The 25,955-nt window shown below is 67.9% G+C and carries 32 protein-coding genes and 1 pseudogene; 25 read left to right on the top strand and 8 right to left on the bottom strand.

What is annotated here, in order from left to right:
* Positions 1–42: 42 nt before the first annotated feature.
* Genes SLQ30_RS30630 through SLQ30_RS30575 form a run of 12 tightly spaced genes read left to right on the top strand, consistent with a single transcriptional unit; the run spans position 43 to position 8,927 of the window.
* The gene (locus SLQ30_RS30630) at positions 43–1,401 is read left to right on the top strand and encodes a glutamyl-tRNA reductase (protein WP_319450884.1); all 1,359 of its coding nucleotides are present in this window, start codon (positions 43–45) and stop codon (positions 1,399–1,401) included.
* Between the two features lie 4 nt (positions 1,402–1,405).
* Positions 1,406–2,374: a hydroxymethylbilane synthase gene (hemC, locus tag SLQ30_RS30625; RefSeq protein WP_319450885.1), complete on the top strand. Its 969-nt coding sequence runs from the start codon at positions 1,406–1,408 to the stop codon at positions 2,372–2,374.
* Positions 2,371–4,023, top strand: a complete 1,653-nt coding sequence (locus tag SLQ30_RS30620) for a bifunctional uroporphyrinogen-III C-methyltransferase/uroporphyrinogen-III synthase (RefSeq protein ID WP_319450886.1) — start codon at positions 2,371–2,373, stop codon at positions 4,021–4,023. Before hemC ends, SLQ30_RS30620 begins: the two co-directional genes overlap by 4 nt.
* Positions 4,024–4,038: 15 nt before the next feature.
* Positions 4,039–5,019, top strand: a complete 981-nt coding sequence (hemB, locus tag SLQ30_RS30615; protein WP_319450887.1) for a porphobilinogen synthase — start codon at positions 4,039–4,041, stop codon at positions 5,017–5,019.
* A gap of 46 nt (positions 5,020–5,065) precedes the next feature.
* Positions 5,066–5,488 (top strand): hypothetical protein, encoded by a 423-nt coding sequence (locus SLQ30_RS30610; RefSeq protein ID WP_319450888.1) that lies wholly within the window; start codon positions 5,066–5,068, stop codon positions 5,486–5,488.
* Between the two features lie 20 nt (positions 5,489–5,508).
* The gene (locus SLQ30_RS30605; protein ID WP_319450889.1) at positions 5,509–5,895 is read left to right on the top strand and encodes a hypothetical protein; all 387 of its coding nucleotides are present in this window, start codon (positions 5,509–5,511) and stop codon (positions 5,893–5,895) included.
* On the top strand, positions 5,868–6,371 hold the full coding sequence (locus tag SLQ30_RS30600; RefSeq protein WP_319450890.1) for a DUF3093 domain-containing protein: 504 nt from the start codon (positions 5,868–5,870) through the stop codon (positions 6,369–6,371). The genes SLQ30_RS30605 and SLQ30_RS30600 overlap by 28 nt, the downstream gene beginning before the upstream one ends.
* Entirely contained in the window at positions 6,368–6,607 is a 240-nt protein-coding gene (locus SLQ30_RS30595; protein ID WP_319450891.1) for a hypothetical protein, read from the top strand. The genes SLQ30_RS30600 and SLQ30_RS30595 overlap by 4 nt, the downstream gene beginning before the upstream one ends.
* Positions 6,608–6,659: 52 nt before the next feature.
* Complete coding sequence (locus SLQ30_RS30590) at positions 6,660–7,514, top strand: oxygenase MpaB family protein (protein ID WP_319450892.1); 855 nt, start codon at positions 6,660–6,662, stop codon at positions 7,512–7,514.
* Positions 7,501–8,091 carry a helix-turn-helix domain-containing protein gene (locus tag SLQ30_RS30585; RefSeq protein ID WP_319450893.1) on the top strand — a complete coding sequence of 197 codons (591 nt, stop codon included), beginning with the start codon at positions 7,501–7,503 and terminating at the stop codon, positions 8,089–8,091. The genes SLQ30_RS30590 and SLQ30_RS30585 overlap by 14 nt, the downstream gene beginning before the upstream one ends.
* Before the next feature lie 56 nt (positions 8,092–8,147).
* Positions 8,148–8,414: a hypothetical protein gene (locus SLQ30_RS30580; protein WP_319450894.1), complete on the top strand. Its 267-nt coding sequence runs from the start codon at positions 8,148–8,150 to the stop codon at positions 8,412–8,414.
* Positions 8,415–8,432: 18 nt separating this feature from the next.
* Positions 8,433–8,927, top strand: a complete 495-nt coding sequence (locus SLQ30_RS30575) for a pyridoxamine 5'-phosphate oxidase family protein (RefSeq protein WP_319450895.1) — start codon at positions 8,433–8,435, stop codon at positions 8,925–8,927.
* Here the strand turns inward: SLQ30_RS30575 and SLQ30_RS30570 are convergent.
* The 4 genes from SLQ30_RS30570 to SLQ30_RS30555 are packed head-to-tail and all read right to left on the bottom strand — an operon-like array spanning position 8,924 to position 11,756.
* Positions 8,924–9,304 (bottom strand): nitroreductase family deazaflavin-dependent oxidoreductase, encoded by a 381-nt coding sequence (locus SLQ30_RS30570; protein WP_319450896.1) that lies wholly within the window; start codon positions 9,302–9,304, stop codon positions 8,924–8,926. The two genes, SLQ30_RS30575 and SLQ30_RS30570, sit on opposite strands and share 4 nt — an antisense overlap.
* Positions 9,304–9,684, bottom strand: a complete 381-nt coding sequence (locus SLQ30_RS30565) for a nitroreductase family deazaflavin-dependent oxidoreductase (RefSeq protein WP_319450897.1) — start codon at positions 9,682–9,684, stop codon at positions 9,304–9,306. Before SLQ30_RS30565 ends, SLQ30_RS30570 begins: the two co-directional genes overlap by 1 nt.
* Positions 9,685–9,687: 3 nt before the next feature.
* Positions 9,688–10,704: an ATP-binding cassette domain-containing protein gene (locus SLQ30_RS30560; RefSeq protein ID WP_319450918.1), complete on the bottom strand. Its 1,017-nt coding sequence runs from the start codon at positions 10,702–10,704 to the stop codon at positions 9,688–9,690.
* Positions 10,705–10,706: 2 nt separating this feature from the next.
* On the bottom strand, positions 10,707–11,756 hold the full coding sequence (locus SLQ30_RS30555; protein ID WP_319450919.1) for an ABC transporter permease: 1,050 nt from the start codon (positions 11,754–11,756) through the stop codon (positions 10,707–10,709).
* Between the two features lie 96 nt (positions 11,757–11,852).
* Here SLQ30_RS30555 and SLQ30_RS30550 point away from each other — a divergent pair, with 96 nt between their 5' ends.
* The 9 genes from SLQ30_RS30550 (at position 11,853) to SLQ30_RS30510 (ending at position 20,699) form a co-directional block, all read left to right on the top strand.
* A complete protein-coding gene (locus SLQ30_RS30550) occupies positions 11,853–12,239 on the top strand; it encodes a nitroreductase/quinone reductase family protein (protein WP_319450898.1) in 387 nt (128 codons plus the stop codon).
* Entirely contained in the window at positions 12,236–13,594 is a 1,359-nt protein-coding gene (locus SLQ30_RS30545) for a cytochrome P450 (protein WP_319450899.1), read from the top strand. Before SLQ30_RS30550 ends, SLQ30_RS30545 begins: the two co-directional genes overlap by 4 nt.
* 73 nt (positions 13,595–13,667) lie before the next feature.
* Complete coding sequence (gene hemL / locus SLQ30_RS30540) at positions 13,668–14,972, top strand: glutamate-1-semialdehyde 2,1-aminomutase (RefSeq protein ID WP_319450900.1); 1,305 nt, start codon at positions 13,668–13,670, stop codon at positions 14,970–14,972.
* Positions 14,972–15,601: a histidine phosphatase family protein gene (locus tag SLQ30_RS30535; protein ID WP_319450901.1), complete on the top strand. Its 630-nt coding sequence runs from the start codon at positions 14,972–14,974 to the stop codon at positions 15,599–15,601. Before hemL ends, SLQ30_RS30535 begins: the two co-directional genes overlap by 1 nt.
* Entirely contained in the window at positions 15,598–16,182 is a 585-nt protein-coding gene (locus SLQ30_RS30530) for a TlpA disulfide reductase family protein (protein ID WP_319450902.1), read from the top strand. The genes SLQ30_RS30535 and SLQ30_RS30530 overlap by 4 nt, the downstream gene beginning before the upstream one ends.
* A 17-nt stretch (positions 16,183–16,199) precedes the next feature.
* Positions 16,200–16,997 carry a cytochrome c biogenesis CcdA family protein gene (locus tag SLQ30_RS30525; protein WP_319450920.1) on the top strand — a complete coding sequence of 266 codons (798 nt, stop codon included), beginning with the start codon at positions 16,200–16,202 and terminating at the stop codon, positions 16,995–16,997.
* 44 nt (positions 16,998–17,041) lie between these two features.
* Entirely contained in the window at positions 17,042–18,541 is a 1,500-nt protein-coding gene (locus SLQ30_RS30520) for a cytochrome c biogenesis protein ResB (protein ID WP_319450921.1), read from the top strand.
* A complete protein-coding gene (ccsB, locus tag SLQ30_RS30515) occupies positions 18,541–19,515 on the top strand; it encodes a c-type cytochrome biogenesis protein CcsB (protein ID WP_319450903.1) in 975 nt (324 codons plus the stop codon). The genes SLQ30_RS30520 and ccsB overlap by 1 nt, the downstream gene beginning before the upstream one ends.
* 2 nt (positions 19,516–19,517) lie before the next feature.
* Entirely contained in the window at positions 19,518–20,699 is a 1,182-nt protein-coding gene (locus SLQ30_RS30510) for a MinD/ParA family protein (RefSeq protein WP_319450904.1), read from the top strand.
* Here the strand turns inward: SLQ30_RS30510 and SLQ30_RS30505 are convergent.
* Positions 20,696–20,857, bottom strand: a complete 162-nt coding sequence (locus SLQ30_RS30505; protein WP_319450905.1) for a hypothetical protein — start codon at positions 20,855–20,857, stop codon at positions 20,696–20,698. The two genes, SLQ30_RS30510 and SLQ30_RS30505, sit on opposite strands and share 4 nt — an antisense overlap.
* 102 nt (positions 20,858–20,959) lie before the next feature.
* On the opposite strand from SLQ30_RS30505, the gene SLQ30_RS30500 reads away from it, so the two are divergent.
* Positions 20,960–21,244 (top strand): DUF4229 domain-containing protein, encoded by a 285-nt coding sequence (locus tag SLQ30_RS30500; protein WP_319450922.1) that lies wholly within the window; start codon positions 20,960–20,962, stop codon positions 21,242–21,244.
* Positions 21,241–22,278 (top strand): aminotransferase class V-fold PLP-dependent enzyme, encoded by a 1,038-nt coding sequence (locus tag SLQ30_RS30495; protein WP_319450906.1) that lies wholly within the window; start codon positions 21,241–21,243, stop codon positions 22,276–22,278. Before SLQ30_RS30500 ends, SLQ30_RS30495 begins: the two co-directional genes overlap by 4 nt.
* Before the next feature lie 46 nt (positions 22,279–22,324).
* On the opposite strand, the gene SLQ30_RS30490 is transcribed toward SLQ30_RS30495, so the two are convergent.
* Together SLQ30_RS30490 and SLQ30_RS30485 are read right to left on the bottom strand one after the other, a co-directional pair.
* Positions 22,325–22,804, bottom strand: a complete 480-nt coding sequence (locus tag SLQ30_RS30490) for a hypothetical protein (RefSeq protein WP_319450907.1) — start codon at positions 22,802–22,804, stop codon at positions 22,325–22,327.
* Positions 22,805–22,949: 145 nt separating this feature from the next.
* Positions 22,950–23,819: a 1,4-dihydroxy-2-naphthoate polyprenyltransferase gene (locus tag SLQ30_RS30485; protein ID WP_319450908.1), complete on the bottom strand. Its 870-nt coding sequence runs from the start codon at positions 23,817–23,819 to the stop codon at positions 22,950–22,952.
* Positions 23,820–23,853: 34 nt separating this feature from the next.
* Between SLQ30_RS30485 and SLQ30_RS30480 the strand changes: the two genes are divergently transcribed.
* Both SLQ30_RS30480 and SLQ30_RS30475 read left to right on the top strand, forming a co-directional pair.
* Positions 23,854–24,630 (top strand): S-methyl-5'-thioadenosine phosphorylase, encoded by a 777-nt coding sequence (locus tag SLQ30_RS30480; protein WP_319450909.1) that lies wholly within the window; start codon positions 23,854–23,856, stop codon positions 24,628–24,630.
* Complete coding sequence (locus SLQ30_RS30475) at positions 24,627–25,658, top strand: NAD-dependent epimerase/dehydratase family protein (RefSeq protein ID WP_319450910.1); 1,032 nt, start codon at positions 24,627–24,629, stop codon at positions 25,656–25,658. The genes SLQ30_RS30480 and SLQ30_RS30475 overlap by 4 nt, the downstream gene beginning before the upstream one ends.
* A gap of 41 nt (positions 25,659–25,699) precedes the next feature.
* Here the strand turns inward: SLQ30_RS30475 and SLQ30_RS30470 are convergent.
* Positions 25,700–25,955: pseudogene (locus SLQ30_RS30470) on the bottom strand (hypothetical protein); the annotation flags it as partial.

Genomic DNA, 25,955 nt, shown 5'->3' with positions numbered 1-25,955 from the left:
GGGCGAGTTGAAGCGACGGGGTAGAGGTGTGGTGACGAGGCCATGAGCGTTCTGCTTTTCGGAGTTTCGCACCGCAGCGCGCCGGTATCCGTCCTGGAACAGTTGAGCACCGACGAGTCCGATCAAGCCAAGATCGTCGAACAGGTACTCCAGTCCTCCCTGGTCACCGAAGCAATGGTGCTTTCAACATGCAACCGGGTCGAGGTCTACGCCGTCGTCGAGGCCTTCCACGGTGGCCTCTCCGTGATCGGGTCGGTGCTCTCGGAGCACTCCGGAATGTCGCTGGGCGACCTGACCAAGTACGCCTACGTGCGTTATGCCGAGGCCGCCGTCGAGCATCTGTTCGCCGTGACCAGCGGATTGGACTCCGCCGTCATCGGCGAGCAGCAGGTGCTCGGGCAGGTCCGCCGCGCCTACGCCAGCGCCGAGACCCACCACACCGTCGGACGCACGCTGCACGAACTCGCGCAGCGTGCGCTTTCGGTGGGCAAGCGGGTGCATTCGGAGACCGGGATCGACGCCGCGGGTGCCTCGGTGGTGTCGGTCGCGCTCGAGATGGCAGCCACCAAGTTGAACGGCTTGGCCGGACGGACGGCCGTCGTGATCGGTGCCGGTTCCATGGGCGCGCTGTCGGCCGCGCATCTGGTGCGCGCGGGCATCGGGCGGGTCCACGTGGTCAACCGCACCCTGCCGCGTGCCGAACGGCTCGTCGAGAACCTCCGCCAACAGGGCGTCGACGCGCACGCCTTCCCGTTCGACCACATCCAGCCCGTGCTCACCGACGCCGACATCGTGGTCTCGTGTACCGGCGCGGTGCGGGCGGTGGTCTCGCTGGCCGACGTGCACCGCGGGCTGGCACACGGGCAGGAGCCCAAGCAGCTGGTCATCTGCGACCTCGGAATGCCTCGCGACGTCGATCCCGCCGTGGCTGGGCTGCCTGGCGTCTACATGGTCGACATGGACCGCATTCAGCGTGAACCCGCCGCCAGGGCGGCCGCTTCGGACGCCGAGGCGGCCCGCGGAATCGTCGCCGAGGAGGTGGCCAACTACCTCGCCGGACAGCGCATGGCCGAGGTCACTCCCACCGTGACGGCGTTGCGGCAGCGCGCCGCCGACGTCGTCGAAGCCGAGCTGTTGCGCCTCGACAACCGGCTACCCGGTCTTGAGGCCACCTACCGCGACGAGGTCGCCCGCACGGTGCGCCGCGTCGTCGACAAGCTTCTGCACGCGCCGACCGTGCGCGTCAAACAACTGGCCAGTGCGCCGGGCGGGGACAGCTACGCCGAGGCGCTGCGCGAGCTGTTCGAGCTCGACCCACAGGCCGTCGACGCCGTGGCAGGCGGCGAATTGCCGCTGCTTGAAACCGGCGTGATGACAACCGATCTCGATGGGACCGAGTAGCCGCTTGCGCAATTCTTCGCACGATGAGGTCATCCGGATCGGCACCCGTGGCAGCCTGCTGGCGACAACCCAGGCCGGAACCATCAAAGCTGCCCTCGAGGCCAGCGGCCACGCCGTCGAACTGGTCATCATCTCCACGGCGGGCGACCGGTCGAGTGATCCCGTCGCTGAGATCGGGGTCGGCGTGTTCACCGCGGCCCTGCGGGAGGCCATCGCCGAAGGCAGTGTCGACGTGGCCGTGCACTCGTACAAGGATTTGCCCACCGCACCCGACGACCGGTTCGTGATCGCGGCCATCCCCCGGCGCGAAGACGCCAGGGACGCGTTGGTGGCCCGCGACGGCATGGTCCTGGGGGAGTTGCCCGTTGGATCGGTCATCGGCACGTCGAGCCCACGCAGGACGGCGCAGCTTAGAGCACTGGGTCTCGGTTTGGAAATTCGCCCCCTACGAGGCAACCTAGACACCAGGTTGAACAGGGTAAGCAGTGGTGAACTCGACGGCGTCGTCGTCGCCCGGGCGGGCTTGGTCCGCATCGGACGGCAAGGCGATGTCACCGAGACTCTGGAGCCGGTGCAGATGTTGCCAGCACCGGCACAGGGAGCCCTCGCGGTCGAGTGCCGCGCGGGTGACACGGAGCTCGTAGCGCTGTTGTCGGAGTTGGACGACGCCGACACGCGCGCCGCGGTCACTGCGGAGCGCACCCTGCTCGCCGAACTCGAGGCGGGATGTTCGGCGCCGGTGGGCGCGATCGCGGAAGTGGTCGAGTCCATCGACGAAGAAGGGAACCTCTTCGAGGAGCTGTCGCTACGCGGCTGTGTGGCGACGCTGGACGGATCCGACGTGATCCGTGCGTCCGGAATCGGGACCCCCGATCGGGCACGGGAGCTAGGGCTCTCGGTGGCCGCGGAGTTGTTCGAACTCGGAGCGCGGGAATTGTTGGATCAGCGGACTGAAAGCGGGAGTGACGCATGACCACCCGAGGGCGCAAGCACAAGCCCGGCCGCATCACCTTCGTCGGTGCTGGGCCGGGTGACCCCGGACTGCTGACGACGCGGGCGCGGACGGTGCTCGCACACGCGACGCTGGTATTCACCGACCCAGACGTACCGGAGGCGGTGCTGGCGCTTGTCGGTTCCGAACTGCCGCCACCGTCGGGCCCGGCTGAACCGGCCAAGACCACCGATGACGGCACCGACGCCGACGCCGATGCACTGACACCGTCGCTGCCAAGCGGTGTCGACGTTCGCCCGGCACTCGGTGATCCGGCCGAGGTGGCCAAGTTGCTGGCCAATGAGGCCAGGGCGGGAGCCGACGTCGTTCGGCTGGTCGCGGGCGATCCACTTTCGGATGACGCCGTGATCACCGAGGTGACTGCGCTTGCCCGTGCCCACGGGCAGTTCGAGGTCGTGCCAGGACTGCCCTCGACGACGGCCGTGCCGACGTACGCCGGGCTGCCGCTCGGCTCGTCGCACACCGTGGCCGACGTGCGCGGGGACGTCGATTGGGCCGCGCTGGCCGCGGCGCCGGGACCGCTGATCCTCCATGCCACCGCGACGCATCTTCCCGAGGCCGCGCGCACGCTGATCGAGTACGGGCTGACGGACTCGACGCCGTGCGTGGTGACGGCGAACGGCACCACCGTCCAGCAGCGTTCGGTGGAGGCCACGCTGGCCGGGTTGCTCGACAAGTCGGTGCTCGCCAGCAACGACCCTGCGGGTCCGCTGGCCGGCCAGTTGGTCGTGACGATCGGCAAGACCGTCAGCAATCGCGCGAAGCTGAACTGGTGGGAGAGCCGCGCGCTGTACGGCTGGACCGTGCTGGTGCCGCGCACCAAGGACCAGGCCGGCGAGATGAGCGACCGGTTGGTTTCCCACGGCGCGTTGCCGGTCGAGGTGCCCACCATCGCCGTCGAGCCGCCGCGCAGCCCCGCCCAGATGGAAAGGGCCGTCAAGGGTTTGGTGGACGGCCGCTTCCAGTGGGTGGTGTTCACCTCCACCAACGCGGTGCGTGCAGTGTGGGAGAAGTTCAACGAGTTCGGGCTCGACGCGCGGGCGTTCTCCGGCGTGAAGATCGCGTGCGTCGGACAGGCCACCGCGGATGCAGTGCGTGCGTTCGGGATCAACCCCGAGCTGGTTCCGACGGGTGAGCAGAGTTCGCTCGGCTTGCTTGATGAGTTCCCGCCGTACGACGACATCTTCGATCCGGTCAACCGAGTGTTGTTGCCGCGGGCCGACATTGCCACCGAGACGCTGGCCGAAGGGCTTCGCGAGCGCGGTTGGGAGATCGAGGACGTCACGGCCTACCGCACGGTGCGTGCCGCGCCGCCTGCGGCGCAGACCCGCGAGATGATCAAGACCGGCGGGTTCGACGCGGTCTGCTTCACCTCGAGCTCGACGGTGCGCAACCTGGTCGGCATCGCAGGCAAGCCACACGCTCGGACCATCGTCGCGTGCATCGGCCCGAAGACCGCCGAAACCGCAGCGGAATTCGGGTTGCGCGTGGACGTTCAGCCGGAGACGGCGGCCGTCGGTCCGCTGGTCGAGGCACTCGCCGAGCATGCCGCCCGACTGCGTGCCGAGGGGGCCTTGCCGCCTCCGCGCAAGAAGAGCCGACGCCGCTAAGAGGTCGGTGGGCTCATGAGCTTTCCTAGGCACCGACCCCGCCGGCTGCGTTCCAGCCCGGCGATGCGTCGGCTGGTCGCGCAAACCTCCTTGGAGCCAAGACATTTGGTGCTGCCGATGTTCGTCGCGGCCGGAATCGACGAGCCGCAGCCCATCGCGTCGATGCCCGGTGTCGTCCAGCACACGCGTGACTCGTTGCGAAGTGCCGCAGTCGCGGCCGTCGCGGCCGGTGTTGGTGGCCTCATGGTCTTCGGGGTGCCACGCGAGCAGGACAAGGACGCCACCGGCTCGGTGGGGATCGCCCACGATGGCATCCTCAACGTCGCGCTGCGCGACCTCGCCAAGGACCTTGGCGATGCCACCGTCTTGATGGCCGACACGTGTCTCGACGAGTTCACCGACCATGGACACTGTGGCGTTCTGGATGCGCGGGGTCGGGTCGACAACGACGCCACCAACGCCCGCTACGTGGAACTGGCAGTGGCCCAGGCTGATTCGGGAGTACACGTGGTCGGACCCAGCGGCATGATGGACGGTCAGGTGGCCGCCATTCGCGACGGGCTCGACGCGGCAGGCCACGGTGACGTCGCGATCCTCGCCTACGCGGCGAAGTTCGCCTCGGGTTTCTACGGCCCGTTCCGGGAGGCCGTCGCATCCAGTCTTGATGGCGACCGTCGTACGTACCAACAGGATCCGGGCAATGCCAGGGAAGCGTTGCACGAGATCGAGATGGACATCGCCGAGGGCGCCGACATGGTGATGGTCAAGCCGGCGATGGCCTATCTCGACATCGTCCGGGCTGCCGCCGACGTATCGCCGGTGCCAGTGGCCGCGTATCAGGTGTCCGGCGAGTACTCGATGATCTGCGCGGCCGCCGCCAATGGGTGGGTCGACGAGCGCACCCTCGCGCTCGAAACGCTGACCAGTATCCGGCGGGCGGGTGCCGACATCGTGCTCACTTATTGGGCAGCCGATGTCGCGGGCTGGCTGGCATGAGGGTCCATTGGGCCCACTGGGCGGCCGACGTCGCCGGTTGGCTGGCATGAGCGCACCGACAGGCAAAGCGCCCGTGGACATCCCGGAAGAGGTGGCCACGGGCTTCTGGATGTGGGTGATCGCGTTGCCCCTGATGCTGATCGGCTACGTCGTCGGAACGGTGACCAATTCGGGCCCGACCCCGACGTGGCTGGTGTACGCGACGACGGCATTGTTCGTAGCGATCGTCGGACCCATCGTGTTGACGTTCATCATCCTGATGCGGCACGGCTATCGGTGGGCGCGCTCGGTGCTCACCGGCGGCGGGGCCGCGTCGGTGGTCTACGTGCTCTCGCATCTGTTTCAGCTCGAGGGGCCGCCGGTCGTCGCGTTCGTGTACGCGGCGGCGACGATCGTCGGGACCGTGCTGATCGTCGGCGGCGCGGTTCTGCTGCACCGCAAAGACGCCCACGCTTACCTGGTGCGCTGAGACGTTAGGCTGACCCGACCATGACCGCTTCGCCCACCGACCGTCCCCGAAGCGTCAATGCCGCGTTCTTGTGCTGGGTGGTCGCCGCGGTTCTGACCGCGGCGCTCGGCATGTTCGTCATTTCGCTGGCCCACGTGCTGTACGTGCAGGTCGGCGCCGCCATTCTGGTGATCGTGGGGCTGGCGCAGGGTTATCTGGCTGGGCGGATGCGCAACGGACGGCTCCGGTTCGCCTACGCCGGGGTGGGCTTGGCGCTGGCGTCGGTGTTGTATCTCGCGGTGTTGATCCTGACGGTTGGAGTCGGCGTGATTCCCGCGGCTGTGATCATGATCCTGTTGATTGCCGGGGCAGTACTGGTCCGGCGGGAGGAGGCCCTGACATGGCTGGAGAGCGGGACTTCGGAGTGAGCGAGCTTCCTACGCTCGAACAAGAGGTGCTCTTCGCCGAGCCGGGGGCCAGCTGGTGGTGGCTGCTGGTCGGGCCCGGGTCCGCCGGGATGATGGTGTTCATCCAGATGTCGTCGGGTTTGGGCTTTCAGCCGACCGTGCCGGGCATCTTCTTCGTGTTGGTGACGGGATTCCTCACCATCCAGGTCAAGGCGGCCCGCATCCACACGTCCGTCGAGTTGACCTCGACGTACCTCCGCCAAGGCGCCGAGACCCTGCTCATCAGGGAGATTCTGAAGGTCTATCCGCCTGCGTCGGGTTCGGAGGCGCCCAAGTGGCAGTCGGCGCGCGCGCTGGGCGAGCTGACCGGGGTGCCGCGCAGGCGGACCGGCATCGGGCTCAAGCTCAGCAACGACCGCAGTGCGCAGGCCTGGGCACGCAAGCACAAGCAGTTGCGCACGGCGTTGACCGAACTGGTCGAGGGTCCTGCGGCGTGAAGACCAGGACGCTCGCGATCCTTCAGTTGGTGCTGGCGGGCGCGGCAACTGCGGGCGCGGTGTTGACGTGGTTGGCCGCGGGCTCCGTGGAACTGGTCGCGCCGATCCTCGCTGGTGAGCCGTCGAAGTCGACCGTCGTGTACTCCCCGGGCCTGATAGCGCTGGCGCTGATCCTGGCGACGCTGGGGGGCGTGCTGGCCGTCGCGGGAGTGGCCCGGCTGCGTAGCGTTCGGTGAGCCCGGTCACAAGCACTTGGTACAAAGTGCGAAATTTGTAACACTGTTGCACATGACCGAACTGCACGAGCGTCCTCAGCAGGTTGACGCGCTCCCGCTTGGTCCGGAGTCGCTAGTCTGGCGGTACTTCGGCGACAACCGCATGTACCTGATCGGCCCGCGGCCCGCGGTGCTGCAGAACATGCTCGCCGAGCTCGGCCAGGGCGTGCTCGACCACTCGGTGTTCTTCGCCGACACCGCGGCCCGCGTCAAGCGCTCGCTGCCACCGATCTTCATGACCGTCTACGGCGCCGACGACGACAATCGCGGCACCCAGGTGCGTGACTTCCACAAGGACATCAAGGGCGACATGCCGGACGGCCAGCGCTATCACGCGCTCGACCCCGACACGTACTTCTGGGCACACGCCACCTTCGTCGAACAGGTGCTGTACTTCGCCGACACGTTCGTCAAGCGGTTGACAGAGGCGGAGAAGGAGCAGATCTACCTCGAGTCCAAGACCTGGTACCGGCGCTACGGGGTCAGCGATCGTCCAATGCCTGCTGATTACGCTGCTTTCCACCGCTATTGGGACCACATGATCGACGAGATCGTCGTCGCCCATCCGACCGCCAAGTACGGCGTCGGTTACGTGACCAAGGGCTTTCCCCGCCCCAAGGGCGTTTCGCCGCTGGCCTGGAAGGTGGTCGCACCGGTGTTCAACCCGGTCGCGGCCTTCCTGACCACCGGGGGCATGCCGCCGCGGACCCGCGAGCTGCTGGAGCTACCGTGGAGTGCCCGCAAGGAGCGGGGCTACCAGCTGTTCGCCGCGTGTTGGCGGTCGCGGGCGGTGAACTGGGCCTGGGATCGGTTGCCAATGCGGTTGCGGTACAACACGTTCGCGCAGGCGGGATATGGCAGGGGCTGACGCAGGGGAGGCGATCCTGGACGCCGCGCTCATAGAATTCGAGCGGCACGGCTTCCGTCGGGTCGCCCTCGACGACGTGGCCAAACGGGCCGGCGTCAGCCGAACCACGATCTACCGCCGCTTCGCAAATCGCGACGAACTGGTGGCGGCCGTCATCGAACGCGAGAACGTCGCGCTCTTCGCCGACATTGCCGCGGAATTGAAAAACGCGGGCCCGCAGTCGAATTACTACGTCGAGGCGTTCACGCTGTCGATCATGCGCTTCCGTAGGCATCGTGTGCTGAACCAGATGATCATCGACGAGCCCGCGCTAGTGCTCGCGCAGGCCAAGCTTCACTACGGCACCGCGATCGATCGGATGGCCGAGGCCTTGCGGGTGATCTTCCCTGCCGGGTTCGCCGACCGGATCGGAGAACAGGCCGTCATCGACCTGGCTGACACCATCCTGCGGTACGCCGCGATGGTGTTGATCCTGCCGAGCGTGCAGGCACTGGACACCGCGGACGACATTCGGGCGTTCGCCACCGAGCACTTCCTGCCCAGCCTGCCCGCCGCGCTGCGGGCGCTGCCGGTCTAGCACCGCTCCCAGCAGGCAACTGTTTCGTACGTCACACTCCTGGGCAGCCCTTGAGCATGAGAAACGACGAGCAGAAGACCGTTCCGAAGCCTGAAGTCACCGACGAGCACCGCGAGAAGGCCAAGGAGATCGCCAAGTCCTACCAAGACGATCGCCCCACGATCGGGCTACCTGGCACCAGCAACACCGTGTCGGGACAGGCCGTGTCCGACTGGGTCGACGACGACGGCGACCCGAAGTTCGGAGACGTGAAACCCGGCGAGGGCGTGAAGCGCGAGGACGTCATGGGTGTCCGCGAAAAGGGCATGGCTGACGAGGACTAGTTGCCTAGGCTGGTCGACGTGACCCCGTTGGACCGCATTGCACCCGCCTTCGTCGACATGGCCCACTCGATCGTCTGGGCCTCGGTCGCGACGGTCGACGGCGACGGCAGACCGCGCAGCCGCATCCTGCATCCGATCTGGGAGTGGGACGGGACCGATCTGATCGGATGGGTCGCGACGGTCCCCACGCCGATCAAGCGGGCGCACCTGCACGTCCATCCCGAGGTATCCGTGAACTACTGGACCACCACCCACGACACCTGCAGCGCCGAGTGCGCGGCTCAGCTGTACACCGACGACGAGACCCGAAAGTCGGTGTGGGACAAGTTCGCCAACGGGCCAGCGCCAGTCGGGTACGACCCGTTCATCATCCCGATGTGGACTGACGGTCCGACGTCGGAACAGTTCGCGGCGTTGCGGCTGACTCCCTACCGGCTACGGGTTATGTCGGGAACCGTGATGACCAAGGGCGAGGGCGAGCCGCTCACCTGGCACCACTTTCCGGAAGACTAGCTGCGCCGAAGCAGCAACGTCGAAGGCGTGCTCATCGCTCCGAACACCTGACGCCACGGTGAGCGCAACATGTTTGCCGCCTCCGCCGTCGGCACGATCCGTGGATCAGACACGTCAAATGCCTTGCCGCTCATGACAGCCCGCCCGCCGCCCGCAGCCAGTACGTTGCGCACCCAGTCGCGGTCGTCACCGTAGGCGAGCAGGATCGCCACTCCGTCGGCGGTGGGGAACATCGACACCGGCGTGCGATACAACGCACCGCTGCGCCGCCCGCGGTGCTCGATGATCGACCACATCGACACCTTGCCCGACAGGGGGAGTGCGACATGGTTGAAGAAGCGGCGGTTGAATCGTGCCCGCTGTTCGGCGAATCGCATCACGAACTCCTAAGCAAAACGGCCTGATCGAACGGCAGGCGCGGGAAGATTGGCCGGAAGAACCCCGTCACGTGTCGCGCCGCCTCGGCCTTCGGCACGATCCTGGGTTCGCTCACGGTGATCGTCTTGCCGTACCGGCGCATCTGCGCGCTGCCCGCGGCGGTGACGTTCTTCAGCCAGTCCCGGTCGGGTCCGTACGTGAGCAGGATGGCCACGCCCTCTTCGGTGGTGAACACGTTCAAGGGGGTGCGGTACGGCTTGCCCGACTTGCGGCCGACGTGCTCGAGCACTGCAAAGCCGGGCAGATAGCCGGCCCAGATCCGCTGCACGGGATTGGTCACGTACTTGTTGAACCGGGCTACCCATTGAGGTATCTGCACGGCCTACTCCTCCTCTTCGACGACTTCCTCATCGACCTTCAGCGGTCGATGCTCGATGAGGTCGCGTATCCCGCCTGCGCCAAGGCGCTCGCGGAACTCCGTCACCGTGTGGCCGACGACCGTCGCGTCCGTGCGCGCCCGTACCGTCGCAGAACGCGGCAGGTGGAACAGTGGACCGATCTCGCCGAAGTAGTCACCCGCAGTGACGACCTTCAGCAATTTCTCTCCGCCGCCTGCCAATTGGCGCACGATCTCGAGTTCACCTTCGGCCACGACATAGATGAGGTCGCCCATCGTGCACTGCTCGAAGAGCACGGCGTCGGCCTCCAAGTGCACCGCTTCCGGGGGCCGGTCCGTCGTCGCGAGTTCCGGGACGAGCTCGACGATGCGGTCGGCCAGCGGCAGAATGCGGCTGTCGTGTGTGGCGACCACGACCATCCGGTCTCCGGATGCGAGCTCGCGGATCAGTCGCAGTATCTCTTCGACCTGGATGAAGTCCAGGTGCGCCGTGGGCTCGTCGGCCAAGATGAGCGGCGGATCGAGGGCGATCGCCCGCGCGACGGCGACCCGCTGCTGCTGGCCGCCGCTCAGATCGGCGGGCCGGTGTGTCATCCGGTCCTGCAGGTTGACCCGTGTGAGCAGTTCCTCGGCACGAGCGCGCGCCGCGCGGCGCGGCATGCCTGCCCCGTGCAACGGCACCAGCACGTTCTCCAGCGCGGTGAGGCTCGGCACCAGGTTGAACGCCTGGAACACGATGCCCACCTTGTCGCGCCGGTAAGCGGACAGCCCGCGCGCATCGAGCGTCGTCACGTCGACGTCGCCGAACTTGATAGCGCCCGAAGTGGGCCGCAGGATGCCACCGAGGCATGACAGCAACGTCGTCTTCCCGCAGCCACTGGGGCCGAGCAGGATCGCCAATGAGCCTGCGGCGACGTCGAGGTCGAGGCCGTCGATCGGCCGAACGGCGTATCCGCCGCTCGAGTACTCGACCACCAAGTTTTGGATGGACAGATCACCCACGGTCATGGACCTCCGAACGCTATCGCAGGATCGACGGCCACCGCGCGGCGCAATCCGGTTGCGCTGGCGAGCAAACCGATGACGACGGCGATGACGGGCAGCGCGACGAAGGCCTCCGTCGGCACGATCACCTGCATCGGGAACAACGGTCCCAGCGCCAGCGATAGCACGGCTCCGACGAGCGCGGCGAGCAGTGCCACGACGGTCGCCTGCAGCGCCAGCCCGGCGGCGATGTTGCGGGTCGGGACGCCAATCGCCTTGAACACTGCGAAGTCTCGCAGGCGCTCCAGGGCGGAGAGATAGATCACCGATCCGACGACCAGGGCGGCAACGATCCAGAGCATGACCGCCACGATCGTGATCGAGTTCACCGCCACCTTGAGCGGTCGCAGCAGATCGGCGATCGCGCCGTCCCTGTCGACGGCCTGATAGCCGGGCGGCACGCGATCGAGCTTGCCCTTGATACCGATGGACGCGACCAGCGGTTGGCCGCCGTACACCAGTTGCTGGGCGCCCTCGGTGGTGAGGAAGATGTTGGGCAGGTTGGCCAGCGCCGTCGAGTTCTCCACGATGCCGACGATGTGCAGTGTGCGCGAAGCGATTTCGATGTCGTCGCCCACGTTGCGCCCGATCGTGCTCGACACCGCGACCTCGTCGGGGGTTGACGGTGGCCTGCCTTCGGACACCGCGGGCATACCTGGGCCGCGCTCCGGTGCGCCGAACAAGTCGGCGTTGCGCGTCGCATCACCCACTGTGACGGTGCCACCGGCGTACACGATCGGAGCCGCCGCGGCCACACCGGACGTAGCGGCGATTCGCCGGAGATCGACCGGGGCGAACGGCGTCGCCCCGACGAACGGACCGGACGCGCCCTGCTTCACCAGGAATGTATCCACGCCAAGCGCATCGACGGTCTTGGCGGCCTCCACCCGGAAGCCGTTCGCAAGCCCGGTGAGCACCAGCGTCATCGCGAAGATGATCGCAGTGCTCAGGACTGCGATGACGAAGCGCCGTTTCCGCCACTGCATGTCGCGCAGTGCGGCGATGAGCATGTCGACGACGTTACCGAACGCAAGCACACCTGCGGGTCCGGTTTCGGCTTAGCGAACCTTTGCGATTTGCCGCGATGGCGACGAAGATCGTGGGTCATGGCCTATCTCAAGCCCCCGTGGTTCACCACCAGGGTCTTCAACCGAATTGCGATGGCCTTCGGCATGGGCGGCATCACCACGCTGATCGTCACCAAGCGCGGCAGCAAGCAGCCACAGCGGATCCCGGTCGTGGTGCCCGAGGTGGACGGCATCAAGTACCTGGTGTCGACGCGTGGCGAGTCGGAGTGGGTGCGCAATGTCCGCGCCGATCCGAACGTCGCGCTGGGCAAGGCCAGATTCGTCGCGGCCGAGGTGCCCGTCGAGCAAAGGGCCGCGATCATCGCCGCGTACCGTCCGCTCGCGGGCAAGGTGGTCGACGGCTACTGGAAGCAACTCCCGGATGACGCCGATCATCCGGTGTTCGCGTTGACGCCGGTGCCGTGACCACCGCGACCGACGTCCGCTCGCTACCTCTGGCGCCACGGAACCCATTGCGGCTACTCCAAGTGGTGAAGGCAGTCCGCGCCCTGGACACGGGTCAGGAAGTCATGCGTGCGGCGGGCGGACCGATCACCCGCGTGAGCTTTGGGCCGAAGTGGCTGGTACCTCCCATCGTTGCGGTCTTCTCGCCCGCTGCGATCCGCGACGTGCTCGGCCGCAACGACGCGAGCTCTGAGCGCTGCGTGGTCCACGACGAAGTCCGGCACTTGGGGGGCGACAGCCTGTTCGTGCTGCCCAACGAGCCCTGGCGCCCGCGCAAGCGTGCGCTGCAGCCGGTGTTCACCAAGATCAGCGTGCGGACGTTCGGCGGCCACATGGCCAGGGCGGCGCAGACCTTCGTCGACGGCTGGCGCCACGGCGGTGAGGTCGACCTCGACGTCGCCTGCCGGACGCTGACCATGCAGTCACTGGGCCGTTCGGTGCTCGGCATCGACCTCAACGACCGGGCCGACGTGATCGCCGAGCACATGCACACGGCGTCGGGGTATACCGCCGATCGCGCGCTGCGACCCGTCCGCGCCCCGCGCTGGCTGCCAACGCCGGCCCGGCGCCGCGCTCGGGCGGCGGTGGCCGCGATGCGCCAGGTCACCAGCGACATCCTGGCTGCCTGCCGGGCCGATCCGACGCGTGACGCCCCGCTGGTCCACGCCTTGCTCAATGCGACCGACCCCGAGACCGGCCTGCCGCTGTCCGACGCCGACATAGGCAACGACCTGCTGATCTTCATGCTGGCGGGCCACGACACCACCGCGACCGCGCTCACCTACGCGCTGTGGGCGCTCGGGCACCATCCGGACGTCCAGGACCGCGTTGCCGCCGAGGCCGCCGAGCTCGGGGATCGGCAGCTCACCGCGGACGACGTCAGCCGGCTCGGCTACACCACTCAGGTGCTCCGTGAGGCGCTGAGGCTGTGCCCACCCGCGGCCGGGGTCGGCAGGCTGGCCGTCCGCGACATCGACGTCGACGGCCACCGCGTGGAGGCGGGCACGCTCATCGCAGTGGGCATCTACGCGCTGCACCGCGACCCGGAACTGTGGCCCAACCCGACCGTCTTCGACCCGGACCGGTTCAGCGCCGAGCAGTCCAGGGGCCGCGACCGCTGGCACTTCATCCCGTTCGCGGGTGGCGCACGGTCGTGCATCGGTGAGCACTTCGCCATGCTGGAGACCACGCTTGCGCTGGCCACGATCGTGCGCGCCACCCGGCTGCGGTCGCGGGCTTCCGACTTCCCGGTCGACGTGCCGTTCACCACGGTGGCCAAGGGCCCGATCTGGGCCCGCATCGACGCGCGGACCTGACGCGCGAAGTGTGAGGACGCTGCCACTACACCCTGTAGTTGACGCCGCAGGCGCTGCTGGGACACTGGTGGCCATGCGTGCTGACAGATCGGCGCGGCTGTTCGCCGACGCCGCCGGAGTGATCCCTGGCGGGGTCAACTCACCGGTCCGGGCCTTCAGCGCCGTGGGTGGCACGCCGCGCTTCATCACCAAGGCCAACGGCTGCTGGCTCACCGACGCCGACGACAACCGATACGTCGACCTGGTCTGTTCGTGGGGTCCGATGCTGCTCGGCCACGCGCACCCGGCCATCGTGGAAGCCGTGCAACGGGTGGCCGCCGACGGCTTGAGCTTCGGGGCGCCGACCCCCGCCGAGACCGAACTGGCGCGCGAGCTCATCGACCGGGTGGGCCCCGTTGAACGGGTCCGGTTCGTGAACTCGGGCACCGAGGCCACCATGAGCGCGATCCGGCTGGCTAGAGGTTTCACCGGCCGCGCCAAGATCGTCAAGTTCTCCGGCTGCTACCACGGGCACAGCGACGCGCTGCTCGCTGACGCGGGCTCGGGCGTCGCCACGCTGGGGTTGCCGTCCTCGCCGGGTGTCACCGGCGCCGCGGCCGCCGACACGATCGTGTTGCCGTACAACGACGTCGCCGCCGTCGAAGCGCTCTTCAATGAGCACGGCGACGAAATCGCTTGTGTCATCACCGAAGCCGCGGCCGGAAACATGGGCACGGTGGCGCCGCTGCCCGGCTACAACGCCGCGCTGCGACGCATCACCGCCGAGCACGGTGCGCTGCTGATTCTCGACGAGGTGATGACGGGCTTCCGGGTGAGCCGGGCCGGCTGGCACGGCGTCGACCCGGTGGACGCCGACCTGTTCGCGTTCGGCAAGGTCATGAGTGGTGGCCTGCCCGCCGCGGCGTTCGGAGGCCGGGCCGAGGTCATGGAACGGTTGGCTCCACTTGGGCCCGTGTACCAGGCCGGGACGCTGTCCGGAAACCCCGTCGCGATGGCGGCCGGGTTGGCGACGCTGCGGGCCGCTGACGCCGCGGCCTACGCCACCGTGGACGCCAACGCCGACAAGCTCGCCGGACTGCTCACCACCGCGCTGGCCGAAGCTAGTGTTGCGCACCGGATTTCGCGGGCCGGCAACATGCTCAGCGTGTTCTTCTCCGACGAGCCCGTCGTGGACTTCGCCACCGCGCGGGCCACCGAAACATGGCGCTTCCCGGCGTTCTTCCATGCGCTGCTCGATGCCGGCGTCTACCCGCCGTGCAGTGCGTTCGAGACGTGGTTCGTGTCCACCGCCCTGAATGACGACGCGTTCGGGCGCATTGCCGAAGCCTTGCCTGCCGCCGCGCGCGCGGCCGCGCAGGCTGCGAAACCGGAAGCGTGATGACCGAAAAGACCTCCATGCAAAAAACGAAAGTGCACGTGATGCGGCACGGCGAGGTGTACAACCCGGACAAGATTCTCTACGGGCGACTGCCGGACTTTCACCTGTCGGACAAGGGCCGTGCCCAGGCAGCGGCGGTGGCGGACTGGTTGGCCACTCACGACATCGTGTACGTCGTCGCCTCGCCGCTGGAACGCGCGCAGGAGACCGCCGGACCGATCGCCGCCACGCACGGCCTTTCCATCGACACCGACGACGAACTCATCGAGTCATCGAACGTCTTTGAGGGCGAACGAGTTTCGCCGGGCGATGGTGCGCTGCGCAATCCTCGCAATTGGTGGCACCTGCGTAACCCACGCCAGCCGTCGTGGGGTGAGCCGTACCCGCACATCGCGGCGCGCATGCAGGGCGCGCTGTACCGGGCCAGGGACAAAGCCATGGGGCATGAGGCCGTCTGCGTCAGCCACCAACTGCCGGTCGCGACCCTGCGTCGCTCGTTGACGGGACTGCCCCTTCACCACCTGCCGACCGCTGCGAACCGGATGTGCAACCACGCATCGTTGACCTCGTTCTACTTTCACGACGAAGAGCTTGTCGGGTGGAGTTATGCGGAGCTCGCGGGGCAGTGAGGTGGCTGGTCGTTGTCTCGGCGTCACTACTCTTGGTGCTCACTGGCTGCGCGACGGGTGACGACGCCGTCGCCCAGGGCGGCACGTTCGAGTTCGTCGCACCAGGCGGCAAGACCGACATCACCTACGATCCGCCCGACAGTCGCCACCAACCCGGCCCGATCTCTGGGCCGGAGCTGACCGATCCGACGAAGACGGTGTCGCTTGCCGATTTCACGGGCAAGGTGGTCGTCATCAATGTATGGGGGCAGTGGTGCGGCCCGTGCCGGTCGGAGATCACCGAGTTGCAGAAGGTCTACGAGGCGACGCGCGACCGGGGCGTAGCGTTCCTGGGCATCGACGTGCGTGACAACAACCGCGACGCCGCAGTCGATTTCGTGGTCGACCGCAAGGTCACCTTCCCGTCGATCTACGACCCCGCGATGCGCACGATGATCGCGTTCGGCGGCAGGTACCCGACCACCGTCATCCCGTCGACCGTCGTGCTCGATCGCAGGCATCGCGTCGCGGCGGTGTTCCTACGTGAACTGCTCGCCCCGGATCTGCAGCCGCTGGTCGAACGGCTGGCGGCCGAGAAGTGACAGTGCTTGCGGCGACCCTGGATCAGGTGGACCAGCTGATATCGGCTGGGCCGCTGGTGCTGGCCGTCGCCGTGAGCGCGCTCGCCGGACTGGTCTCGTTCGCATCGCCCTGTGTGGTGCCGCTGGTGCCCGGCTACCTGTCGTATCTCGCCGCCGTCGTCGGCGTCGAGGAGGACGTCACAGACGGCGCCGAGCCGGGCCAGCCCGGCCGCACGACGGTCCGGGCTGCCCGGCTGCGTGTCGTCGGCGCCGCCGCACTGTTCGTGGCCGGCTTCACCGTCGTGTTCGTGATCGGCACCGTGGCCGTACTCGGGCTGACCACCACGCTGTTGACCAATGAGCTTCTGCTGCAACGCATCGGCGGTGTCGTCACCATCGTGATGGGGCTGGTGTTCGTCGGGTTCATCCCCGCGCTGCAGCGCGAGGCCCGGTTCACCCCGCGGCTGCTGTCCACCATCGGCGGCGCGCCACTGCTGGGTGCGGTTTTCGCGCTCGGCTGGACACCGTGCCTCGGGCCGACGCTGACCGCCGTCATCGCGGTGGCGTCTGCGACCGAAGGCACTGGCGTGGCGCGGGGTGTCGTGCTCGTCGTCGCGTATTGCCTTGGGTTGGGAATTCCGTTCCTGCTGTTGGCCTTTGGCTCCGCGCGCGCCGTCGCTGGGCTGGGCTGGCTGCGGCGCAACACGCGGGCGATTCAAGTCTTCGGTGGTGTGCTGCTGATCCTCGTCGGCGTCGCGTTGGTGACCGGGCTGTGGGCGGACTTCATCTCATGGGTGCGCGACGCATTCGTCAGCAACGTCAGGTTGCCGCTGTGAAGCTCATCGCCTACGCCCGCAACACCTGGCGCACGCTGACCTCGATGGGCACCGCACTGGTGCTGCTGTTCCTGCTCGCCCTCGGTGCGATACCCGGCGCGCTGGTGCCGCAGCGCAGCCTGAACGCAGCCAAGGTCGACCAGTACCTCGTCGATCATCCGACCATTGGCCCGTGGCTCGATCGGCTGCAGGTCTTCAACGTGTTCTCCAGCTTCTGGTTCACCGCGATCTACGTGCTGTTGTTCGTGTCGCTGGTGGGGTGCCTGACGCCTCGGCTCGGTGAGCACATCCGGAGCCTGCGCGCCGAACCCGTTGCCGCCCCAAGGAATCTCGCCCGGCTGCCACGGCACGCCAGCGTCGAGGTCGAAGGCGACGTCGACGAGGTGGCCACCGAGGTGGCGCACCGGCTCAAGGGTTGGCGCCGGGTCACGCGGCGCGTTGGCGACGTGACGGAGATATCCGCCGAGAAGGGCTACCTGCGCGAGTTCGGCAACATCGTGTTCCACTTCTCGCTGCTCGGCCTCCTGATCGCGGTGGCCGCGGGAAAGCTGTTCGGCTACGAGGGCAACGTCATCGTCGTCGCGAACGGCGGCCCTGGATTCTGCTCGGCCTCACCCGCTGCCTTCGACTCATTCCGCGCGGGCAACACCGTCGACGGCACCTCGCTGCTCCCGATCTGCCTGCGCGTCAACGACTTCGATGCGCAGTACCTGCCAAGCGGGCAAGCGCATTCGTTCGCCGCCAACATCGACTACCAAGCGGGTGCGGACCTCAACACCGACTCGTGGCGCCACTATCGACTTGAGGTCAACCATCCGTTGCGGTTGGGCGGCGACAGGATCTATCTGCAAGGGCACGGATACGCGCCGACGTTCACTGTGACGTTCCCCGACGGGCAGACCCGTACGCAGACGGTGCAGTGGCGCCCGGACGATCCGCTGACCCTGCTGTCCTCCGGGGTGATCCGCGTCGACCCGCCCGGCGGCACCTATCCCGACGCCGACGAACGGCGCAAGCATCAGATTGCGGTGCAGGGGCTGTTCGCCCCGACGGAGCAACTCGACGGCAAACTGCTGTCGTCGAGCTTCCCCGCGCTCAACGACCCGGCCGTGGCTATTGACATCTATCGCGGTGACACCGGGCTGGACACGGGCAGGCCGCAGTCGCTGTTCTCGCTCGATCCCCGGCTCATCGACCAGAAGCGGTTGAACAAGCAGGCCCGCGTGAACCTGAAGGCCGGCGAGTCGACCCGGCTGAACGACGGCACCGTCGTCCGGTTCGACGGCGCGGTGCCGTTCATCAACGTGCAGGTCTCCCACGATCCCGCACAGGTGTGGGTGCTGGTGTCGGCGTTGTCGATGATGGCCGGCTTGCTGGTGTCGTTGGTGGTGCCGCGACGGCGGGTTTGGGTTCGGCTCGCACCAGGTGGGCCGGGTACGGTAAGCGTTGAACTGGGCGGCCTCGCTCGCACCGACAACTCGGGGTGGGGTGACGAGTTCGAGCGATTGACCGCGCGGCTGGTGAGTACGGAGACTAAGGGCTAATGAATCCAGTTCAGATCGACTTGGGGCTGGCCCGCTATTCGGACTGGGCGTTCACGTCCTCCCTAGTGGTGCTCGTACTCGCCCTGCTGCTGCTGGCCGTCGAACTCGCCTACACCGGTAGCCGCCGCGTCGAACAGCGCGAGACCGTCAGCGCCGGAATCGCGGCGGGCGACGACGGGCCAGGTCGGGTGACCGAGGCGCCGCGGCGCCCGCTCGACGAACGCATCGGCGGCGCCGGGCTGGCATTGGTGTACCTCGGCATCGCGATGTTGTTCGCGTGCATCGTGTTGCGCGGCTTCGCGACGACGCGTGTGCCGTGGGGCAACATGTACGAGTTCATCAACCTGACCTGCTTCTGCGGGCTGGTCGCCGCCGCGGTGATGCTCCGTCGTCCGCAGTACCGGGCGCTGTGGGCGTTCGTGTTGTTGCCGGTGCTGATCCTGCTGGCGGTGTCGGGTCGGTGGCTCTACTCCAACGCCGCGCCGGTGATGCCCGCGTTGCAGTCGTACTGGCTGCCCATTCACGTCTCGGTGGTCAGCCTCGGCTCAGGAGTGTTCCTGGTGGCGGGGGTGGCGAGCATGCTGTTCCTGCTGAAGATGTCACCGCTCGGCGCGCCCGGTCGCGAGGGCAAGCTCGCCCGCATCGTGGCGCGCCTGCCCGATGCGCAGACGCTGGACCGCATCGCCTACCGCTCGACGATCTTCGGGTTCCCGGTGTTCGGCTTCGGCGTGATCTTCGGGGCCATCTGGGCCGAGGAGGCGTGGGGCCGGTACTGGGGCTGGGATCCCAAGGAGACGGTCGCATTCATCGCCTGGGTGATCTACGCCGCCTATCTGCACGCCCGCTCGACCGCGGGCTGGCGGGACCGCAAGGCCGCGTGGATCAACGTCGTCGGCTTCGTCGCGATGGTGTTCAACCTGTTCTTCATCAATCTGGTCATCACCGGGTTGCACTCCTACGCCGGGGTGGGCTGAGGTTGTCCTTCGAGCCCGCACATCCACCCGCGTCGGACCAGCCGGCGGGTTTTCGCGCTCAACAGCGCTTCAGCGACCCCGGCGAGTCGGTGCCTCCGGAGTGGACGGCTCCGACGCCGCCACAGGGGATGCCCGTCGTGCAACTGCCGCCGGCACCGGTGCCTCCAACTCCAGCCCAGGCACCAACTCCGCCCCATGCGCCACCGCCCATCCAGGCGCCACCGCCTGTCGCGCACGTGTTGCCGCCCGCCGACTTCCAGCCGCCGTACCTCGACCTGTCGACCGTCGCCCTGCTCGGCCAGCCGAAGGCCAAGCCGACCAAGGGCTGGCGCCGGTGGATCTATGCGTCGACGTTCGGCTTGGTCAATGTTGGCGAGGGGGCCAAGGCGACGCGGCGCAAGACCTTGAACGCGCAGGTGAGCCGGCCGCTGCGCGACTGCTACCGGATCGCGGTGCTGTCGTTGAAGGGCGGGGTGGGGAAGACGACGATCACCGCCACGCTTGGCGCGACGTTCGCCACGGTCCGCGGCGATCGCGTGATCGCGGTCGACGCGAACCCGGACCGCGGCACGCTGAGCCAGAAGGTGCCACTGGAGACCCCAGCAACCGTCCGCCACCTCTTGCGTGACGCGGAGGGGATCAGCAGCTACAGCGATGTGCGGGGATACACCTCGCAGGGTCCTAGTCGGCTGGAAGTACTTGCCTCCGAAAGCGATCCGGCAGTGTCGGAGGCGTTCAGCTCCGACGATTACTCGCGGACGCTTCAGGTGCTGGAGCGGTTCTACAGTCTGGTGCTGACCGACTGCGGAACGGGCCTGCTGCACTCCGCGATGTCGGCGGTGCTCAGCAAGGCCGACCTGCTGATCGTCGTCAGTTCGGGCTCGGTGGACGGGGCACGCAGTGCGTCAGCCACCTTGGATTGGCTTGACGCACATGGCCATCAGCAGTTGGTCAGCAATTCGGTGGCCGTCATCAACGCCGTGCGGCCCAGGTCGGGGAAGGTCGACATCAGCAAGGTCGACGACCACTTCTCGCGTAGGTGCCGTGCGGTGCTCCACGTGCCGTTCGATCCCCACCTCGAAGAAGGTGCCGAGATCGAGTTGGACCGGCTCAAGCCCGCGACACGCGACTCCTTGGTCGAACTGGCCGCGGTGGTGGCAGGCGGATTTCCCGCGACTCGCTAACGCGGATCGTGATCCTGGCCAAGCCGACGCAGGAATTCGGGGTCGTCGTCCGGCCCGATCATCCTGGTCTTGGGCCGGCTCGCGGCAACACCGCGGGACAACCTCCAGGCCGTGAAGGCCAGGCCCGCCAAGATGAGCACGAGGAGTACATACGGCACGCAGAAAACCTCCTGTGAATGAATATACGCGCCCTCGGTAGGCTCTGGCTCGTGGCTGATGGACTGGGTGAGAGCGAAGCGACCGGGCGGCCGGTTTCGCGGATGTTGGTCGACGTGCTCGCCTACTTGGGCGCGCGCTTGCTCCTGGCAGCCGTGCTCGGGGTGGTGATCTTCCTGGTGGGCCACGTGATCGGCCTCCGAGACTTCCCGATTGCCGTCGCGGCGCTGATGGCCATCGTGATTGCGTTCCCGGTGGGCATCTGGGTGTTCGCGCCGTTGCGCAAGCGCGCCACGGCCAGCATCGCCGCCTACGACGAGGGCAGGCGCCGTGACCGCGACCAGCTGCGCGCGCGGCTTCGTGGTGACGAAGCACCGCCCGAGCGATGACGCGGGCCCGCACGGCGTTCGGCGCGGAGTTCACCGGCGCGGAAGGATTTCTCAACTCGTCGACGTATGGGTTGCCGCCCACGTTCCTCGTCGACGCGCTTCGCGAGTGCATCAGCGGGTGGCAGGCCGGAACCATGGACGCGCAGTCGTTCGACGAGCCGGTGCGACGGGGTCGCGCGGGGTACGCCGCGCTGGCCGGGGTGCCCGTCGAATCGGTGGTCATGGGAGGCAGCGTCTCGGCGTTGCTCGGCTTGGTTGCGGCGGCGATACCCGACGGCAGCCGGTTGGCCACGCTGGGCGGGGAGTTCACCAGCACCACCTTCCCGTTCGCCGCGCAGGTGGGCCGTGGCGTGACGGTCACCGAGTTCGGCGCCGACGAGTTGGTTGCGGCGGCCCCCGGCTTCGACGCCGTGGTCGCGAGCGTGGTGCAGTCCGCCAACGGCCACGTGGTCGACGTCGATGCGTTGCGTGATGCGGTGGCAGGCACCGATGTGCTCGTCGTGCTCGACGTCACCCAAGCGATGGGCTGGAAGCAGCTGGACCTCGGATGGGCCGACGTAACGACCGCCGCGGTCTACAAGTGGCTACTGGCGCCGCGCGGCACCGCCTGGATGTCGTTGAGCGCCCGCGTGTCTGGGCTGATGACCCCACACGCAGCGAACTGGTATGCGAACACGGACCCGTGGTCGAACATCTACGGGCTGCCGCTGCGGCTGGCTGAGAGCGCGCGTCGGTTCGACACGTCGCCGGCCTGGTTCGGTGCGCTGGGCTCGGGGCTGACGCTGCCGTGGCTGGCGGGGCTCGACGGGGCGGTCGTGGAGGCGCACTGTGTCGGGCTCGCCAATCAGCTGTGTGACGAACTCGAACTGCCGCAACGGGATTCGGCGATCGTATCGCTGCCCGTTGTCGACGCTGCCGACAAGTTGCGCGCGGCGGGCATCAGGGCATCGGTGCGCGCGGGCGCGGTCCGGGTCGGCTTTCACGTGTACAACACCGACGAGGACCTGGAGTGGTTGCTAGCCGCGTTGCACTAGCACCGAAAGTGGTTGAGACGAACCGGCGGCTGGCCGGCGCCCTCGGTCAGTTGCAGAACACTCCGGCTGGAATCAGCCCAGGCGCCGGGTTGGGCCCAAGACATGCCGGCGGGGTTGCCGCGGGTGCGGGAGCTGGTGCGTTGGCCGCCTTCCGCGATGCGGCGGCCGCGTTGTCACTGGCTGCCTGGGAGCGGGTGGCCGGTGTCACGCACACGACGTCGCCGCCGTAGGCCTCACGCCAGACGAACCCCTGCTTGCACGAGTTGGGTCCGTAGGCGCCGTTGGGGTCGACCCGCTGGCTCGCCTGCTGGTTGTCTTGCGCCGCCGTACTCCGAACGGCTGGGGTGACGCAGACGACGTCACCGGGCCCAGCTTCGCGCCACACGAATCCCTGGTTGCACGTGTCGGGCCCGTACGGAAGTGGATCAGCGGCCGCGGTGACTTGTGAGCTGATCCCGCCGAGTACCGCGAGCATTGCCGCCGGAAGAACGGCGAGCCGGGACCGCCTCAATCGGTTGATTTTCATGTTTGCTCCTTGGAGACGAGGCAACGCCCACCAACTGCTAGCGGGCCGTTAAACCCATGGCTTCGACGCTATAGCGATGCAGTTGGCAACTAAATAGGGTGTTTCCCTACATTTCGCCGGATTGGCGGCTCGGGTTGGAGGGGAGCTAGCCGAAGGTCAAGGCCAACGCCACGGCGACCGACCACACCAACATCGTCAACCCGGTGTCGCGCAGCACGGGAATGAGCTCCTTGCCGCCGAGCCCACGTCGCACCGGAAGCGCGGCCCGCACACCGAGCGGGGCCGCTACCAAGCCGACCAGACACCACGGCGTCGCGAGCGTCAGCACCAGCGTCAGCACGAAGGCCAGCGCTACCAGGGCCTGAAACAGCACGCGGGTGCGGGCGTCGCCGAGGCGCACGGCGAGGGTGATCTTGCCCGACTCCGTGTCGGTCGGGATGTCGCGAAGGTTGTTGGCTACCAACACCGCCGACGACAGGGCACCCGTCGCGACGGCCAGCGCTGCCCCCACCCAGTCGACCCGCAGGGCTTGCGTGTACTGCGTCCCGAGCACCGCGACGAGTCCGAAGAACACGAACACCGCGACCTCGCCCAGACCCTGATAGCCGTACGGCTTGGACCCGCCGGTGTACAGCCAGGCGCCGGCGATGCACGCCGCGCCGACCGCGATCAGCCACGGTTGGCTGAGGAGTGCCAGCGTCAGCCCCGCGGCCGCCCCGATGCCGAGGCTGACCACTGCGGCCGTCAACACCGAACGTGGCGTGGCGAGCTTCGACCCGACGAGGCGCAGGGGTCCGGCACGCACGTCGTCGGTGCCGCGGATGCCGTCCGAGTAGTCGTTCGCGTAGTTCACGCCGACGATTAGGGCCAGCGCCACCACCAATGCCAACAACGCCTTCCACCACACCGCGTCGCCCAGCCAGGCGGCCGCGCCGGTGCCGGCGATCACGGGCGCCACCGCGTTGGGCAAGGTGCGTGGGCGGGCGCCTTCGATCCACTGCGCAACGGTTGCCACGGGCGTCATCGTCCCATGCGCCACAATGGGGCTCATGCTTGGAGTCATCGGTGGCAGCGGCTTCTACTCGTTCTTCGGGGACGACGCGCGCAGCGTCAACCTGGACACCCCGTACGGCGCGCCGAGCGCACCCATCACCGTCGGTACGGTCGGGCCGCACGAGGTGGCCTTCCTGCCGCGCCACGGCGTCAACCACGAGTTCGCTCCGCACACCGTGCCGTACCGCGCGAACATGTGGGCGCTGCGCGCGCTCGGCGTCCGGCGCGTCTTCGGACCGTGCGCCGTCGGCAGTTTGACGACGGAGCTGGGGCCGGGAGCGTTGGTCGTGCCGGATCAGTTGGTCGACCGCACCAGCGGACGGGCGGCCACGTACTTCGACTCCGGCGGCATCCACGTCAGCTTCGCCGACCCGTACTGCCCTGACCTGCGGGCCGCAGCGGCCGACCTGCCCGGCGTCGTCGACGGCGGCACCATGGTGGTCATCGAAGGGCCCAGGTTCTCCACTCGCGCGGAGAGTCAGCTGTATGCGCGGCAGGGTTTCACGTTGATCAACATGACCGGCTACCCCGAGTCGGTGCTGGCTCGCGAACTGGAGATATGTTACGCCGCAATTGCTTTGGTGACCGACCTGGACGCCGGTGTGGAGGCGGGCGCAGGGGTCAAGGCCGTCGACGTGTTCGCCGAGTTCCAGAGGAATCTGGTGCCGTTCAAGAAGCTGGTGCGCGAGGCCATCGATGGCGTGGACGTCGAACGCACCTGCACGCACTGCCTTCCGCACGAAGGCGTCACCCTGCCGATCGAACTTCCGTGAGGGTGCTGCTGACTGGCGCCGCCGGCTTCATCGGCGCGCGGGTCGCCGCTAAGTTGCGCGACGCGGGCCACGAGGTCGTCGGCCTCGACGCCATGCTGTCCGCCGCACACGGGAAGACGGCGCAACCACCGGACGGCGTGTACGAGGTCGACGTCAGGGACGCGGCCGGGGTGGCGGCCCTGCTGGACGGCGTCGACGTGGTGTGCCATCAGGCGGCCGTGGTGGGGGCGGGAGTCGATGCGGCCGATGCGCCGTCGTATGGCAGTCACAACGACTACGGCACGGCGGTGCTGCTCGCCGAGATGTTCGCCGCAGGGTGCCGGAAGCTTGTGCTCGCCTCGTCGATGGTGGTGTACGGGCAGGGGCGTTACGACTGCCCCGAGCACGGTCCGGTGGATCCGCTGCCGCGCACTCGCGAGGATCTCGACGGCGGGGTGTTCGAGCACCGGTGCCCCGTGGGGGGCGAGCAACTGCAGTGGCGGCTGGTCGGCGAGGACGCGCCGCTGCGCCCGCGGAGCCTCTACGCGGCCAGCAAGACCGCGCAGGAGCACTACGCCCTGGCCTGGGCCGAGTCGACCGGCGGCTCCGTCGTCGCGCTGCGCTATCACAACGTCTACGGTCCGCACATGCCGCGGGACACGCCGTATTCAGGCGTCGCGGCGATCTTCCGTTCGGAGCTCGAATCGGGTGACGTACCAAGGGTTTACGAGGACGGCGGTCAGATGCGTGACTTCATCCACGTCGACGACATCGCCGCCGCGAACGTGACAGCAACCGAATCCGACCGCGGCGGCTTCGAGGCGTTCAACGTCTGCTCGGGTCGGCCGATCTCGATCCTGGAGGTTGCCGCGGAGTTGTGCGAGGCGCGTGGGGCGGCGCCCCCCGCCGTCACCGGCGAGTACCGCAGCGGCGACGTCCGCCACATCGTCGCCGACCCCGCGTCGGCCGCGGAGGTGCTGGGCTTCCGGGCCGCGGTGGACCCGCACGACGGGCTTCGAGAGTTCGCCTTCGCGCCGCTGCGGGACTAGGCGAATCGGGGCGCGCGACGGGTAGGTGTGAGGTCGGGGCATTAGCCCCATGGGTCTTCTAGTGGTGGTGGTGCGGGTCCGCCGGGTGTTGCGGGGTGTCCGGGGTTGTCGGGTGCCCAGGGGTCTTCTAGTGGTGTGGGGTTGCCGATGGTGTTGTCGGGCTTGGGCTCTGGGTCTGGTGGTGGCTCGTCGGGTGGTTGGAGCAGTTTTTCGGGTTGGTGGTAGAAGTTGGTGCGGGCTTGGCCGGTGTCCAGATGGGGTGGGCGGATCCATTCGACGTCGTGCTGGTCGTTGACG

The sequence above is a fragment of the Mycobacterium sp. RTGN4 genome, from assembly GCF_033804635.1.
Lineage (GTDB): Bacteria > Actinomycetota > Actinomycetes > Mycobacteriales > Mycobacteriaceae > Mycobacterium.
Note: the sequence above shows the minus strand (reverse complement) of the source record. Positions and strands in the feature narration are given on the sequence as shown.